The 13,913-nt window shown below is 59.4% G+C and carries 14 protein-coding genes; 9 read left to right on the forward strand and 5 right to left on the reverse strand.

Annotation, left to right across the window (positions count from 1 at the left end; translation table 11 throughout):
- Positions 1-46 precede the first annotated feature (46 nt).
- Genes QD357_RS22525 through QD357_RS22550 form a run of 6 tightly spaced genes read left to right on the forward strand, consistent with a single transcriptional unit; the run spans position 47 to position 5,176 of the window.
- Positions 47-760, forward strand: a complete 714-nt coding sequence (locus tag QD357_RS22525; RefSeq protein ID WP_414125064.1) for a c-type cytochrome — start codon at positions 47-49, stop codon at positions 758-760.
- Entirely contained in the window at positions 757-2,019 is a 1,263-nt protein-coding gene (locus QD357_RS22530) for a c-type cytochrome (protein WP_414125065.1), read from the forward strand. The genes QD357_RS22525 and QD357_RS22530 overlap by 4 nt, the downstream gene beginning before the upstream one ends.
- A gap of 7 nt (positions 2,020-2,026) precedes the next feature.
- On the forward strand, positions 2,027-2,194 hold the full coding sequence (locus QD357_RS22535; protein WP_183940834.1) for a hypothetical protein: 168 nt from the start codon (positions 2,027-2,029) through the stop codon (positions 2,192-2,194).
- Positions 2,194-2,751: a cytochrome C oxidase subunit II gene (locus tag QD357_RS22540; RefSeq protein WP_414125066.1), complete on the forward strand. Its 558-nt coding sequence runs from the start codon at positions 2,194-2,196 to the stop codon at positions 2,749-2,751. The genes QD357_RS22535 and QD357_RS22540 overlap by 1 nt, the downstream gene beginning before the upstream one ends.
- The gene (locus QD357_RS22545; protein ID WP_414125067.1) at positions 2,741-4,363 is read left to right on the forward strand and encodes a b(o/a)3-type cytochrome-c oxidase subunit 1; all 1,623 of its coding nucleotides are present in this window, start codon (positions 2,741-2,743) and stop codon (positions 4,361-4,363) included. Before QD357_RS22540 ends, QD357_RS22545 begins: the two co-directional genes overlap by 11 nt.
- A complete protein-coding gene (locus QD357_RS22550) occupies positions 4,364-5,176 on the forward strand; it encodes a c-type cytochrome (RefSeq protein ID WP_414125068.1) in 813 nt (270 codons plus the stop codon).
- 48 nt (positions 5,177-5,224) lie between these two features.
- Here QD357_RS22550 and ubiV read toward each other — a convergent pair whose 3' ends face one another.
- From ubiV to ubiT, 3 genes are read right to left on the reverse strand one after another with little or no spacing between them, the layout of a single operon-like run.
- Positions 5,225-6,154, reverse strand: a complete 930-nt coding sequence (gene ubiV, locus QD357_RS22555; protein ID WP_414125069.1) for a ubiquinone anaerobic biosynthesis protein UbiV — start codon at positions 6,152-6,154, stop codon at positions 5,225-5,227.
- 1 nt (position 6,155) lies between these two features.
- Positions 6,156-7,133 carry a ubiquinone anaerobic biosynthesis protein UbiU gene (gene ubiU, locus QD357_RS22560; RefSeq protein ID WP_414125070.1) on the reverse strand — a complete coding sequence of 326 codons (978 nt, stop codon included), beginning with the start codon at positions 7,131-7,133 and terminating at the stop codon, positions 6,156-6,158.
- On the reverse strand, positions 7,124-7,630 hold the full coding sequence (gene ubiT / locus QD357_RS22565; RefSeq protein ID WP_414125071.1) for a ubiquinone anaerobic biosynthesis accessory factor UbiT: 507 nt from the start codon (positions 7,628-7,630) through the stop codon (positions 7,124-7,126). The genes ubiU and ubiT overlap by 10 nt, the downstream gene beginning before the upstream one ends.
- A gap of 101 nt (positions 7,631-7,731) precedes the next feature.
- Here ubiT and QD357_RS22570 point away from each other — a divergent pair, with 101 nt between their 5' ends.
- Both QD357_RS22570 and QD357_RS22575 read left to right on the forward strand, forming a co-directional pair.
- A complete protein-coding gene (locus QD357_RS22570; RefSeq protein ID WP_414125072.1) occupies positions 7,732-9,249 on the forward strand; it encodes a UbiD family decarboxylase in 1,518 nt (505 codons plus the stop codon).
- Positions 9,224-9,862, forward strand: coding sequence for a UbiX family flavin prenyltransferase (locus QD357_RS22575; RefSeq protein WP_414125073.1), 639 nt, complete (start codon positions 9,224-9,226; stop codon positions 9,860-9,862). The genes QD357_RS22570 and QD357_RS22575 overlap by 26 nt, the downstream gene beginning before the upstream one ends.
- Here the strand turns inward: QD357_RS22575 and QD357_RS22580 are convergent.
- A complete protein-coding gene (locus QD357_RS22580; protein ID WP_414125074.1) occupies positions 9,817-10,497 on the reverse strand; it encodes an NnrU family protein in 681 nt (226 codons plus the stop codon). The genes QD357_RS22575 and QD357_RS22580 overlap by 46 nt on opposite strands.
- 198 nt (positions 10,498-10,695) lie before the next feature.
- Here QD357_RS22580 and QD357_RS22585 point away from each other — a divergent pair, with 198 nt between their 5' ends.
- Complete coding sequence (locus QD357_RS22585; RefSeq protein ID WP_414125075.1) at positions 10,696-11,904, forward strand: NnrS family protein; 1,209 nt, start codon at positions 10,696-10,698, stop codon at positions 11,902-11,904.
- A 590-nt stretch (positions 11,905-12,494) separates the two neighbouring features.
- On the opposite strand, the gene QD357_RS22590 is transcribed toward QD357_RS22585, so the two are convergent.
- Positions 12,495-13,370: a Fic family protein gene (locus QD357_RS22590; protein WP_414125076.1), complete on the reverse strand. Its 876-nt coding sequence runs from the start codon at positions 13,368-13,370 to the stop codon at positions 12,495-12,497.
- Positions 13,371-13,913: the final 543 nt, after the last annotated feature.

Below are 13,913 nucleotides of genomic sequence, written 5' to 3' on the forward strand. Positions count from 1 at the left end.
GATCTTTCACTTTCATGTGACGCTGCTGCGGAGGGACGTGGTAATCATGCGAGGAATGTTCTTGGTTCTCTGTCTCTCCTTGTTGGCAGAGGCGCCGGCGCTCGCCCAACAGATGGCCCATTATCCGAACGATATGGCTGACCGGGTGCAGGCATGCACGCCCTGCCACGGGGTCGAAGGGAAGGGCACCAACGACGCCTATTTCCCAAGACTTGCCGGAAAGCCGGCGGGGTATCTCCTGAACCAGCTTGAGGCATTCAAGGCGGGACGACGAAAATACCCGCCGATGAACTATCTCCTTGAATATCTGACCGACGACTACCTGGCTCAGATCGCTGCGTATTTTGCAGACCAGCATCCGTCGCTGCCCGAGAAGCCGCCGACGGATGTTAGTCAAACGGTGCTTGACCGCGGGCATGCGATCGTAACGCAGGGTGATCTCGACCGATCCATCCCCGCCTGTGTTAGCTGTCATGGGAGTTCTCTGACCGGACAGGCGCCCGGTATTCCCGGCCTTCTTGGTCTTCGCGCAACTTACGTGAGCGCGCAACTCGGGGGCTGGCGGTACGGAACACGCACCGCCAAGGCTCCCGACTGCATGCAGCTTGTTGCCGCGCGGTTGACGGAGGACGACGTGCGCGCGGTCGCGGCCTATCTGGCGAACCAGCCCCAGCCTGCCGACCCCGTGCCATCGGCAGCCGGATCATGGTCGCTTCCCTTTGCGTGCGGCAGCCAGCCGGATGGAGAGAAGAAGCCATGATGCGCCGAAACTCGATCAAGCCGGCTCTGGCCGCCGCATCCCTGATCGCGCTGATGGCGACGCTTGGTCCCGCTTCCGCCCAGTCTCCGCAGCTCAGTTCGGACGTTGTCAAGAAGGGGGAATACCTGGCCCGTGCCGGCGACTGCGTCGCATGCCACAGCGCGCCGGAAGGGAAGGTGTTCGCGGGCGGGAGAGCCATGCCGACACCGTTCGGAACGCTTTATACCTCCAACATCACGCCTGATCCTGAGACGGGAATTGGGCGCTGGTCCGCGGATGACTTCTACATGACGATGCATCATGGGCGGTTTCCGGATGGCGGCCTTCTCTATCCCGCGATGCCTTTCGGCTCCTATACCAAGGTTACCCGTGAGGATAGCGATGCTATCTTCTCCTACCTGAAGGCGATCGCTCCGGTCCATCAGGCGAACCGGCCGCATGAGCTCGATTTTCCCTATAACAACCGTTCGCTCATCCTGGGCTGGAGAACGCTGTTCTTCAAGGAGGGAGAGTTCGAACGCGATCCAAACAAGTCCGACGAATGGAACCGCGGGGCCTATCTCGTCGAGGGCCTTGGGCACTGCGGGATGTGCCACACGCCCATCAATGCATTGGGCGGCAGCAGGCAGTCGGAGGCGTTCCAGGGCGGGCTCATTCCGATGCAGGACTGGTATGCCCCCTCGCTCACCTCCAACAAGGAGGCAGGCCTGGGCGGCTGGTCACTCGAGGAGATATCGGATCTTCTCCAAAAGGGTGTTTCAACCAGGGGCGCCGTCTACGGTCCGATGGCGGAGGTTGTGTTCAATAGTCTCCAATACATGACCGATGACGACATCCGCGCAATGGCCGTCTACCTCAAGAGCATCGCCCAGGACGAGCCGGCGACACCTCGGCCGTCCGTCGCGACCTCGGAGGCAAGTCTCCTGATCAGCTTGGGCAAGACGGTTTACGACAAGCAGTGTTCGAGCTGTCACGGAGCCGCGGGCGAGGGAAAGCCGCCGGATTATCCGCCGCTCGCCGGCAACCAGTCAATCCAGATGGAATCGGCGGTTAACGGGATCAGGATGGTTCTCAACGGAGGATATCCGCCCGCGACCTACAAGAACCCGATGCCTCATGGCATGCCTCCCTTCGCCGTCAACCTTTCCGACGACGAGGTGGCGGCCGTCGTCTCCTATATCAGAACCGCATGGGGAAACCGCGGCACGCCGGTAAGCGCCGCGGACGCCAACAAGCTCAGATCCGCACCACTCCAGTGAGGGCGTCATGATCAATTCGCAAGAACCTGCCGAAGCGCCTGACGACGCGATGGTGGAAAGGATTGTCTCCGAGGGGCCAAGAGGAGCGGTTGCGGTCGCAGGCGTGGCCACGGTCATCGTTCTTCTCGTCTGGGTTCTCTTCTACCTACTCGTATTCGTACCGAGGAGCGGCTGATGAGCCACATTCATGGCGAAGGCGCCGCAGTCGCCGAACGGGTCGAGAGGCGGTGGGCAACCATATCGGTCCTGATCATCGTTTTCCTGGCCGGAATGGCTGCATTCGCGGGCATCCACCAGGCGACCATGCCCCAGGCAAGCGTGGAAACCACGGATCCCACGACGATCCACCTTCAGGGCGAGTTCATCGAATCCAACCTTGGAAGCGCGCTGGAGCCTGACGGCTCGGTGACAGTGCGGGCGATCGGGCAGCAATATTCCTTTTCTCCATCCTGTATCGTCGTACCCGCCCAGACCCCGCTGACGTTCCGCGCCACCAGTGCCGACGTCGTGCACGGAATTCTTATCCAAGGCACGAACGTCAACACGATGCTGGTGCCTGGATATGTCTCCGTACTGAAGGCGACTTTCGACAAGCCGGGAGATCATCTGATGCCCTGTCAGGAGTTCTGCAGCGTCGGCCATGAAGGAATGTGGGGAAAGGTGAAAGTCGTGGACAAGCAAGAGTTCCTTTCGGAAATGGCGAACAAGAGGAGGCTTTCCTGTGCTCCATAATCGCAGGCTGATCCTCGCGCATTTCTGGCTGGCGTTTGCGTCATTCGGCCTCGCGCTTCTATTGGGCGCCTGGCAGATGTACGTTCGCAGCCCGCTTCATCCGTGGCTGAACAATCCCGAATGGTATTATAGGTCGGTGACGGCGCACGGCACCGTCATGGGATACGTCTTCCCGACTTTGGTTGCGATGGCGTTCGGCTATGCGATCAGCGAGACGGCGCTGAAACAAGGGCTTATCGGCGTCCGTTGGGCCTGGGCGGGATTTTGGCTGATTGCGGTCGGCGCGATCATTGCGATGGTGCCCGTCGCGCTCGGCCTCGCGTCGGTATTGTACACGTTCTATCCGCCGCTGATCGGCTCGCCGTTTTACTATATCGGCGTCGTCCTGGTCGTCGTCGGCTCGTGGATATGGGTCGTGCTCATGTCGATCAACCTCAGGGCCTGGAAGAAAGCCAACCCGGACGTTCCCGTGCCTTTGGCGATGTTCGCAAACGTTGCGGGCTCCTATCTCTGGGCCTGGACGGCGGTCGGTGCTGCCCTGGAATTGCTTCTCCAGATACTTCCCGTTGCGCTTGGGTTCAAATCGACGATCGACGCCGGCCTGGCACGCGTCTTCTTTTCGTGGACCCTGCACGCCATCGTCTATTTCTGGCTGATGCCGACATACATCGCTTATTACACGATCGTTCCACGCTCGATCGGCGGCCGTGTCTACAGCGATACGATGGCGCGAATTTCTTTCATCCTATTCCTGGTCGTGGCGATGCCGATCGGCATTCATCACGCCTTCGCCGATCCTGAGGTGGGCGCCGGCTTCAAATTCGTGCATTCGGCCTTCACCGCGCTCGTGGCCCTGCCGACTCTCCTCACGGTCTTCACCATCTGCGCCTCCGTGGAGATCGCCGCGCGCGCACGCGGCGGAAGAGGCATGTTCGGATGGGTCAAGGCATTGCCGTGGCGCAATCCGATGATGCTCGCCTTGGCCTTTTCGTTCACCATGCTTGGTTTCGGTGGCGCCGGCGGCCTCATCAACATGAGCTACCAGCTCGACACCTCCATTCACAACACGCAATGGATCACCGGCCACTTTCATCTCATTTTCGGCGGCGCGATCGTCATTATGTATTTTGCGATCGCCTACGATCTATGGCCCCATCTGACCGGTCGCCCCATTGCAAGCCTGTCATTGGTGCGGACACAGCTCTGGCTCTGGTTCATCGGCATGATCGTAACGACCTTCCCATGGCACTATGTCGGCGTCTTGGGAATGCCTCGCCGAATGGCCTATTACGACTACGCCGATTCCGCTCTTGCGAACGAGGCGATGTCGGTTGTTCTCTCCGCCATCGGTGGGTTCATACTCGTGATCTCCGGCCTCCTGTTCATACTGGTTCTTGTGCGCACGCAGTTTGGTACGCCAGAAAAGTGTGAAGATTATCGCTTCGCGCTGGCCGTCCATCCGCCGACGAAGGTTCCCCTTGCGCTCAACAGCTATGCTCTGTGGATCACCCTCATGATCGGGCTGACGATCACGAATTACGGCTATCCGATCCTTCAGCTTGCAGTGCGCAACGACACGTCGGTGCCGGCGGTTTACGTGGGAGAACGGTAAATGGCTGACGAGCCCCTCATCAGCTTCCGAAATCGATGGACCGTCACCAGCATTGCGGTCGTGGCGGCGGTTTTCGTGGTCGCAGCCGCGCTGGGGTTCGTCATTCTTCCGAACCTCGAGGCGAGGGAGAAGGTCGCCGGCATCTGGGATTCGATCTGCCGAGCCGCGGGACTGCCGCAACGCAGCGCGCCGGTCGAGACGGTAACGTCAGACTATAAGACCTCCCAGGTCAAGCTCGCCACGGCGGTATCACTGAAGCGGGACCAAGCGGCGATCGGAAGAGGCGCCACGCTGGCACAGCAATGTGCCATCTGCCATGGACCGACGGGGGTAAGCCGTGCGGATTCACCGAACCTTGCCGGGCAGTATGCAAGCGTGATTTACAAGCAGCTTCGCGATTTTAAGGACGGCGTTCGGACCAACGCGGTCATGAGCCCGTTTGCCGCGAAGTTGTCCGAGCAGGACATGCAGGATCTTGCCGCATACTATTCTTATCTTCCGCGCCTGCCCAGCTACCATCCCGCTGGCGAGATACCGGTGCCGCGCATCGTCGCCGGCGGCGCGCCAACCCGCGGAATTGCTCCTTGCGGGTCGTGCCACGGCAGTATCGAAAACAAGCTTGGCAGCCCCTGGCTCGAGGGGCAGTCGGAACTCTATTTGAAGACGCAGCTTTTGGCGTTTGTCTCGGGCTTGCGCCGCAACGACATCAGCGAGCAGATGCGCAACGTCGCCCGCGCGATGACACTGGAGGAAATCGACGAAGCGGCAAAATATTATGCCAGCAAGCCGCCGCCCTATCTCACCACCGATTAGGGCGGCCGCATCTATTCCACTATGGTCGGAGGCCTCGCATATTCACCGCTATGAATTCGACGATGCCGAATTCTTAAGTCGAGCGATCCACTCGGCTCCGGCGTGGCCGTGATGAAAGCCGTTTGCGAGCGGCACATCGGGATAGATGGTCCTCAATCGTGCGGCCACCTCGCTGGCGTCGCTCTCGCGGTTTGCCAGCGCTCTGAATGCCTTGGACACACCGACCATGTCGCATACCTGCGGGGAAAGCCGCAGCGACGCAATTCCCATCGAACGCAGGTCCTCAGGGGAATCCAGGAGAGCCTGGCATGCGTGGGAGACGGTCTGTATGCCGTTCAGCGCCAGAAACGGCTGCCCGGATAGGGTTTTGACGGCGAGACCATCCGGATCCTCCTGACAGACGAACTGACAGTTGTCTTTCGTCCTCCCCTTGGACCGTGCATGGGCGCATCGGGCCGATAGGGCGAGAGGAATGCGGCCAAATGCGAAGAGTTCGAATTCCGGGCCGGGGCAGGCTTGGGTGATCTTCGACACGGACGTTGCAGGAAGCTCGGGAGGGAGGCAGATGCTTGTCGCGCCATTTCGCGCAAGCAGTCGCGCGGTCTCTCCGTTATAGACGTTGACGAAGGGACCGACAGCATGCGGTCGGCCTTTCAAAATCCTCAGAGCCGACAGGTCGTTTGCCTCGACGAGATGCGATTCATCCTCGGCGAGTTCCCTCTGATATTTTGACTCGCGCTCGAGCGTCACCATCGCAAGTGTGGAGAGCCGAACCGTCTTGCCAGCCCTTTCCAACCGTTCGATCACTGTGGCCATCTCGGCTTCCATGACGTGCAATCGCTTCGAGCAGATCGTCTCGCCGAGGACGACGACGTCGACGGGTGCTTCGTCGGCGATCTCGAAGTAAAAGTCGCGGAACTTTTCCGCCGGCCATAGATAAAGCAGTGGCCCGAGGGTCAGGTTGATCGAAGCTGTCATCTTACCTCCAACGCTTCTCATAGGCACCGTGTGTCGTCTGCTGACCCTCGCTCAGCGTTCTAAGGCGTGCCATCAGGCGGGTTCGCTTATCGGGAGCAGCATGAAGGGCCGCTCGCAGGGTCGAGACGACTTCCGAGATGTAGGCCTTCCCGCGCTGGCGGCCCTCGACCTTCAGTGCCTTGACGCCGGCATCGCGAAGCTGGTCGAGCTGGTCCATCACATCAAGGGAAACGGGATCTTCGAAGGCGTAGGTCTTGGCGTCTCCGATCTCGAAACGCCCTTTGCATAAGGTCGGATAGCCGGTCGGTTCTGCTTCCGCGAAGCGGTTGATGGTGAAGCCACCGAGATCCGAGATCATGTCGCGGCCGGACTGCTGATAGCGCACATGGCTTGCCGGCGAGCAGACGCCGTTCATGTTCGGAGACTTGCCTGTCGCATAGGAGGACAGAGAACAACGCCCCTCCGCCATGACGCAAAGCCCGCCGAATACGAAGACCTCGACTTCGCAGGCGACCTGACGGGCAATTCTGGCGATGTCCTGTATCGTGAGCGTGCGCGGAAGCACCACACGCGCGGCCCCGAAATTTTCCACCAGATAGGCCAAGGCGTCTGCGTTGGAGGCCGAGGCCTGAACCGAGATGTGGAGACGCTGGGTCGGATGATGTTTGGCTATGTGCGCCATGAGACCGAAATCGGCAACGATCAATGCGTTTGCGCCGGCTCGCGTTGCTTCGTCTGCCCGGCGATACCAAAGGTCTTCCTTGCCCGCCGTCATGAACGTGTTCAGCGCGACAAAGGTCTTCACATTACGCTTTCTTGCGTAGGCGACGGCCTCGCGAAGCTCGGACAGGTCGAAGTTCAGGCCAGGAAAATTTCGCGCATTCGTCTCGTCGCGGAAGCCGCAATAGACGGCGTCGGCCCCGGCGTCGACAGCTTCACGGAAGGATGCCGGCGTTCCGGCTGGACAGATCAGTTCCATTGGACACCCTGGACTTCGAGTGCTCCACGTCTGATGGCATCAAGTATCTTCCTGGCCGAATGGCTCATCGGACCGGCCGGCTTGCTCAGCGACCGAACCAGATCGATTTCGTTGTCATCGAGTGCGTTTCGCAATGCCAGCACGGCCTCCATGTCACCGGAGACAAGGAGTTTTCGGGCAAAGAAGAGCGCGTCGCCATCGACCCGGCCTTCGGCAAGAGCGAGCATGAGGGCCAAGGGGCCTGTGATCGTGGCCTCTGCTTGCGGAACATTTCCCTTGCGAACGGTGCGCACCGAACGATCCAAGGGTCGAATGCAGAAGGAGAAGGCGAAGTCCGTCGGTACGAAAGCAAACCGCGCATTGCCGTATTCGCCCAATCGATCGAACAGTTTCGGGTGATTTCTCAGGACTTGCTGAAGGAGAAGGTCAGCGATGCGTGCGGCGATTGGCAACGGAACGATCCTGGCTGTCGCCATCAGGGAGGGTGGAGCGAGCATTGAGGCCTCTTAATTTGACGAGGCAAACTAGTTCCAATCGAGAGGTCGCTGTTTGATCCCGCACAAAGACGTCGACGGTTTCGTGGTGCGATTGCTCATGAATGCTGAACGACGATCGGACTATTCAAAGACATGTAAACCTGCAGGGTTTTCTCTCGGACCTGGAGCGCCGAGGAATGCTCGTTGCAGTGGACGAGCCAGTTTCTCTTGTCCACGAGGTTACTGCGGTGCACCAGAAGGTGCTCCGTCAAGGCGGCCCGGCGCTCCTCTTCAGACGACCCATGAACCGCGAAGGGGCAATCTCCGCGATACCGGTGGTTGCCAATCTCTTCGGCACCAGGGAACGCATCGAACTAGGCCTGGGGCTAGGGACCGGCGGTCTGCCGCGTCTTGCAGAGGAGTTGGCGGAACTGCAGCAGGCATCCCCTCCGAGGTCGCTTTCCGACGCCTGGAGGAAGCTTCCGCTATTGAAGGCCGCCGCATCGATGCGCTTCCGCTACTCCCGAAAATCACCCTGTCAGGAGATTGTGCTGGAAGGGGAGGATATCGATCTTGGCCGTCTTCCAATCCAGTGGTGCTGGCCCGGCGAACCTGCACCGCTGATAACATGGCCTCTCGTGATCACATGCAGCCCCGACGATCCCCACGACATAAACGTGGGCATCTATCGAATGCAGGTTCGTGACAAGGCTTCGCTGATCGTTCGGTGGCTTGCTCACCGCGGTGGCGCGAAGCACTTTAGGCAGTGGCAGCAAAAGGGGCTCGACATGCCTATCGCCGTCGTCATCGGCGCCGACCCTGCCACGATCCTGTCGGGGGTCATGCCCCTTCCGGAGGGAATGAGCGAACTCAATTTCGCCGGCCTTCTGCGGGGATCGCGAACGCAGGTGACCAGAGGCCGCACCGTGCCCCTATTCGTACCGTCGCACGCGGAAATCGTTCTGGAGGGCCTGGTTTCAAAAGACGAGACGGCGTTGGAAGGTCCCTATGGCGACCACACAGGCTACTACAACTCCGTCGAACCCTTTCCGGTCGCGCGCCTGACGGCAATCACCAGCCGACGATCGCCGGTCTATCTGACGACCTACACTGGCCGACCTCCCGACGAACCCTCGGTGCTCGGCGAGGCAATGACCGCATTGTTCGTCCCGATCGCGAAACGCCATTTTCCCGAGATCGCCGACATCTGGCTTCCGCCCGAGGCCTGCTCCTATCGCGCCGCCGTCGTTTCGATCGACAAGCGATATCCGGGTCAGGCGAGGCGGGTGATGATGGGTCTCTGGTCGATGCTTCCCCAATTCAACTACACGAAGCTTGTCATCGTCGTGGATGCCGGCGTGTCCGTCCGGAGCTGGGGAGACGTCTTTTGGGCGATATCGACGCGGTTTGACGCAGCCCGGGACCTTGTCGTCCTGGAGAATACGCCGATCGACTATCTGGATTTCGCCTCCCCGAAGGCCGGGCTCGGAACGAAGATGGGGCTCGACGCTACGAACAAGATCGGCGTCGAGACGGAACGGGAATGGGGTCGCGAGCTTCATATGCCCGAAGAATTGACAAGACGCGCGGGCGAAATCTGGGAGGGGATAGGTCGTGAACTGGCAAGCGGACGGGCATGACGTCGTTCTCGCGGTCAGCGGAGCGTCCGGGGCGTCGCTTGGCGTCGCGGTTCTCGACCGGCTGACGGCGCTGCGGATCAGGGTTCATCTCGTCGTCACCGACGGTGGCAAGAGGACGCTGGCGCATGAGGTCGGGCCGGAAACGCACGGCCGGATGCTGCTCAAGGCGCACACATGGTACGATAACAAGGACATTGGTTCGGCGATCGCGAGCGGTTCCTTTCCCGTTTCGGGGATGATCGTCGCACCGTGCTCGATGAAGACGCTGGCGGCGATCGCGACGGGCGTGTCGGAAACCCTGGTCGCCCGTGCCGCCGACGTTCAGCTCAAGGAGCGCCGCCGTCTTGTGCTCATGACGCGCGAGACGCCGCTGCATCTGGGCCACCTTCGCAACATGACATCCGTCACGGAAATGGGAGCCGTCGTCATGCCTCCGGTACCGGCATTCTACAACCGGCCGCAGTCGATCGAAGACGTCGTTGACCATCTGGCCCGCCGTGCGATCGACCTGCTGGGCCTATCTCTTCCGCATCAGTCGCGGGCATGGACCGGAGAGGCTTCGTTCACTCAGCTGAACACAGCGATCGGATCTGCTCCGAAAAGCAGAGCATGACCTCCTGCGAACAACAGCCAGGCGCCGAGTGCCACCGTAATCAGGGCGGAGAGGAGCATGGGGAGATCGCAAGTGGGGCGGCGACCTGAGAAGAAGGCTGCCAGCGGCACGATCGAGGTGCCTTTCGAAAAGGTCTTCCACCGGTCCCCGAGGCGACGGCGGGCCCGCTTTTCGGTGATCGCGATCGACCCCAGCGAGAAAAGGGCGAAGCCTCCAAAGAGAAGCAGCGACCGCAAATCGCCGTTCGCGACGATGTGACCGGACGCCCAGATCGCAAATCCCCAAAGGACCGGATGCCTTGTTATGCCCACCACGGCACCGACATCGTCCGATTGCCTGATCGCAATGGAGAGCGGGTTTGCACTCAACAATCCCGCAATCACCAGGAAACCGCCGAGTGGCGCGAGGACAAATGTTACGGCTGCATGCCAAGGGCGCAGGTCCCACAGCGGGATATAGTCCAGCGCCAGGGCAGCCGAGAACAGCCAAATCAGAGCAACAACCGAGGCGGTGGAGTAGCCGACGAAGTATGTCGGCCTGCCGATGCGCGAGACGATGCTGGAGCGAACCACTGGAATAGCCGGGATCGAATGAAGGAGAAGGAAGAATGCAAAAGCGGAAACGAACGAGATCATGAGAACCTCCTGAAGCGTCCGTGATAGCAAATCGGCTCCGCCTTAAGATTGATCGCAATCAATTACCGCAACATTGGCGCCACCGACTTCAGCGTTTATCGGCGTTTCTGTGGTGGCGCGCCCCGTATTTGCGCAATCTCAACGACCCCTCCTGAAAATAATGACATGTCTCAATGATCAACTTCGGAGACAATGATCATGCAGAACAAAAAAGATGGCGGCGCCCATGCTCCCCGCGGAATGTCTCGTGAGGGTATTGTCATCTTCTCCTACGGTTTTCGCCCATTCTTTCTCGCTGCCGCGATATGGGCGATCGTCAGTATCGATCTCTGGGCTGCCTTTTTGACGCTCGGCATTCCACTCGCCACGGAGTACGGGGCGCTCTACTGGCACGCCCACGAAATGCTCTTCGGATTTGCACCAGCTATCCTCGCCGGCTTTCTGCTCACAGCCATACCGAACTGGACTGGACGATTGCCGATTTCGGGCCGCCCGCTCATCTATCTTTTAAGCCTCTGGACTGCCGGTCGTCTCGCCATGCTTGCGAGCAGCCTCGTAGGCGTTATTCCTGCCGTGATCATCGACAGCGCGTTCCTTCCTGCTATGCTCATTCTATCAACCCGTGAGGTCGTCGCCGGCCGGAAGTGGGCCGACCTCAAGGTGATTGCCGGTCTGGCTGTCTTGTCGCTTGCGAACATTCTCTTCCATCTCCAAGTCGTGAAAGCAGGCCATCCGGAACTGGCGATCCGCCTGGGCCTCGGCGCCTACGTTCTCTTGGTGACGATCGTCGGGGGCCGAATTCTTCCGAGCTTCACGCGCAACTGGATCAACCAGTCCGGCCGGACCGATTTTCCCGTGCCCTACAACCGCTTCGACGCCGCCACGATCATCGTCGGCGCGGTATCGCTCACGGTATGGGCAGTCTGGCCCGAAGCATGGGCGAGTGGCATTCTTGGCTCAGCAGCCGCCGTTTTGAACGTTGTCAGATTGGTGCGCTGGCGCGGCTGGACAACTTGGCCGGAACCCATCCTCTTCGTGCTGCACGTCGCCTTCGCGTTTGTGCCCCTCGGATTTGCGGCCATCGCACTCCAGGCGGTGGGCCTGCCGGAGCTTGCCGTTCTTCATATCTTCGCGATCGGATCGATATCGCTGATGATGCTGGCGGTGATGACGCGTGCCAGCCGCGGCCATACCGGCCGGAAGCTGAAGTCCAGCCGGCTTACGAACCTATCCTATGTTATTCTCCTCGTTGTAGCCTTCGTCAGACCGATGGCGGAACTGTTCCCTGACTATAGTGTGGCGATCTTGATGATGGCGCTCCTCGGATGGACAGCGGCGTTCGGCCTCTTTACCATCGAACATGCACCTATGCTCTGCTTCGGCAGAAAGCCATTGACGGTTCGGTAAGGCTGATAGTCTTTCAGTCCGAGTGCACCGCACGCCGCCAGTTCACTCGACGGCGTGTGGGACGCGTTATCAGGGAAGGACCGAAGCCATAGACATCTTGCTTTAAGCGGTCGTCGATATTCCTTTGGGATTTTCCGAGAGCCAGGCGCTCACCGCAGTCCATACAGAAAATATGATAGTTTTCACTCATGGCCTCGTCCAAATAGTCGGACCCTGACTGGGACCTATCTACATCTCGATGAGATCAGACTGAAGGCGCGGGATTTTAGGTGGCCGCTTGCCGGTTCGAGTCTCATCAAGCGCAAAGCGTTGCTCGGTCTATCCGATCGTGGATTCGATGGAGCGTATCAGACGTTGGGTTGGGCAGTTGCTCTGTTGTCTGACCAAAGAATTTATACAAACTTTGGTCAGTCGCTCACGTTTCACGCGAAGATTCTTCAGATGTCCGCCAAAGGGCGCTTGAATGGAAATGCCTTACCGGGAGGAAACCGAACAAACGCCTGTCCATTCGGTCGAGTAGTCAGAAAATGAGAGAGATGCTGGCAGTCCTGTACGCAGCGAGCCGGATGACGCAAGGATGCGTGCCGATCCTATTCGGATGGGGATTGGCTGTCGGTAGAGACTTCTAAAACCAATTCGTAAGCCGTGCTGCGGCCGCCGGCCTCGCCTTTGCGCAGGATGCCTTTAGCCAAGAGGTCCGCGATGTCACGCGAGGCCGTGTCCTGAGATGCACTCGTCAATTTTGCCCACTTGGTCGATGTGAGCTTCCCGTCGAAATTTCCTTCCAGCAACCGATTGAGAACCTTGGCCTGTCGGGGATTGAGATGATGCGCGGCATGGGCCTGCCAGAATTCGTTTTTGAGTATGACATTGTCGAGGGTCAGCAATGCGGCCCCCACCGCATCGCCTAGACAATCCAGAAACCATCGAACCCATTTCGTGATATCGAGTTCCTCTCTGGCGGTTACCGATTGTAGAGCTTCGTAGTAGCCGGTACGCGATTTCTCGATGGCCGCGGACATGGAATATAGCCGCGGAGCTCCCCCGCCACCGCGCGCAAGGGTCATGTCGGTAATCGCACGGGTTATGCGGCCATTGCCGTCGCCGAACGGGTGGATGGCCACGAACCACAAATGGGCGATGGCTGCTTTGACGAGAGGATCCATCTCCTGTGATCCGTTGAACCAATCGAGGAAGGCCGTCATCTCCTTCTCCAGGCGGTCGGCGGGTGGCCCAACATAGTGTACTTTCTCGTGTCCGAACGCACCGGATACGATTTCCATCGGGCCACCGGAATCGTCCCGCCAGTCGCCGACGCGAAGCCTCTGTCCCCATTCGTTGCGGCCGGTTGGAAATAGAGCTGCATGCCATTGAAAGAGGCGCTCGGCTGTTAACGGCTTGAGACAGTCGATCGTAGCATCAAGGGTTATGTGAACGATGCCCTCGACCGAGCGGTTGGGCGTCACGAAGCCAAAGGCCGTCAGAGTGGGAAGACGTGAAATCGTCTATCGCAGGCCGATTGGATTTAAAGGCCCGGTGGCAGGCTTGGTCCGTCACTTCTTTGCGCACTGTAAAAACCCTCTCGAAAGGCATTTCAAGTTATTTCACGGTGCTCTCCGAGACAGCTATATCAAATTGATTTACTTGCATTGTGGCGTCGATGATCGGCGATAGGTCGGAAGTTCATATTTGTTCAACTGCAAAAGACAGGTGGTCGAATCTCTCTGGGAAATCCCGGCCTTCTCCGCCGATGTTGTCGAGGATCTTACCGCAGCCGCGCTCAAAGGCGGAGTCCGCATTTGGGCCGCCGCTAGGGTTCCTGGGTATCATGCGAATTCTGAAGTCAACGATGCGTGAGCGCAAACTACTACGGTGCCCACGAGGCGCGTGTCGGTCGCAACGCCATCTACACTAATCTTCGCTCCATGATCGAGGATCGCGTCGTGCCACTGAACGCAAGATTATTTCCGAAAAGCTGGCTGCCTGGGAAGACCAACTCGCCCAGCAGC

The sequence above is a fragment of the Rhizobium sp. BR 317 genome, assembly GCF_047445835.1.
Taxonomy (GTDB): Bacteria; Pseudomonadota; Alphaproteobacteria; order Rhizobiales; family Rhizobiaceae; genus Rhizobium; species Rhizobium paranaense.

What these genes read in the sequence shown, in the direction of transcription:
- QD357_RS22525 (WP_414125064.1), top strand. Translation starts at nt 47, where the DNA reads ATGCGAGGAATGTTCTTGGTTCTCTGTCTCTCCTTGTTGGCAGAGGCG.
- QD357_RS22530 (WP_414125065.1), top strand. Translation starts at nt 757, where the DNA reads ATGATGCGCCGAAACTCGATCAAGCCGGCTCTGGCCGCCGCATCCCTG.
- QD357_RS22535 (WP_183940834.1), top strand. Translation starts at nt 2,027, where the DNA reads ATGATCAATTCGCAAGAACCTGCCGAAGCGCCTGACGACGCGATGGTG.
- QD357_RS22540 (WP_414125066.1), top strand. Translation starts at nt 2,194, where the DNA reads ATGAGCCACATTCATGGCGAAGGCGCCGCAGTCGCCGAACGGGTCGAG.
- QD357_RS22550 (WP_414125068.1), top strand. Translation starts at nt 4,364, where the DNA reads ATGGCTGACGAGCCCCTCATCAGCTTCCGAAATCGATGGACCGTCACC.
- ubiV (WP_414125069.1), bottom strand. Translation starts at nt 6,154, where the DNA reads ATGACAGCTTCGATCAACCTGACCCTCGGGCCACTGCTTTATCTATGG.
- ubiU (WP_414125070.1), bottom strand. Translation starts at nt 7,133, where the DNA reads ATGGAACTGATCTGTCCAGCCGGAACGCCGGCATCCTTCCGTGAAGCT.
- ubiT (WP_414125071.1), bottom strand. Translation starts at nt 7,630, where the DNA reads ATGCTCGCTCCACCCTCCCTGATGGCGACAGCCAGGATCGTTCCGTTG.
- QD357_RS22570 (WP_414125072.1), top strand. Translation starts at nt 7,732, where the DNA reads ATGCTGAACGACGATCGGACTATTCAAAGACATGTAAACCTGCAGGGT.
- QD357_RS22580 (WP_414125074.1), bottom strand. Translation starts at nt 10,497, where the DNA reads ATGATCTCGTTCGTTTCCGCTTTTGCATTCTTCCTTCTCCTTCATTCG.
- QD357_RS22585 (WP_414125075.1), top strand. Translation starts at nt 10,696, where the DNA reads ATGCAGAACAAAAAAGATGGCGGCGCCCATGCTCCCCGCGGAATGTCT.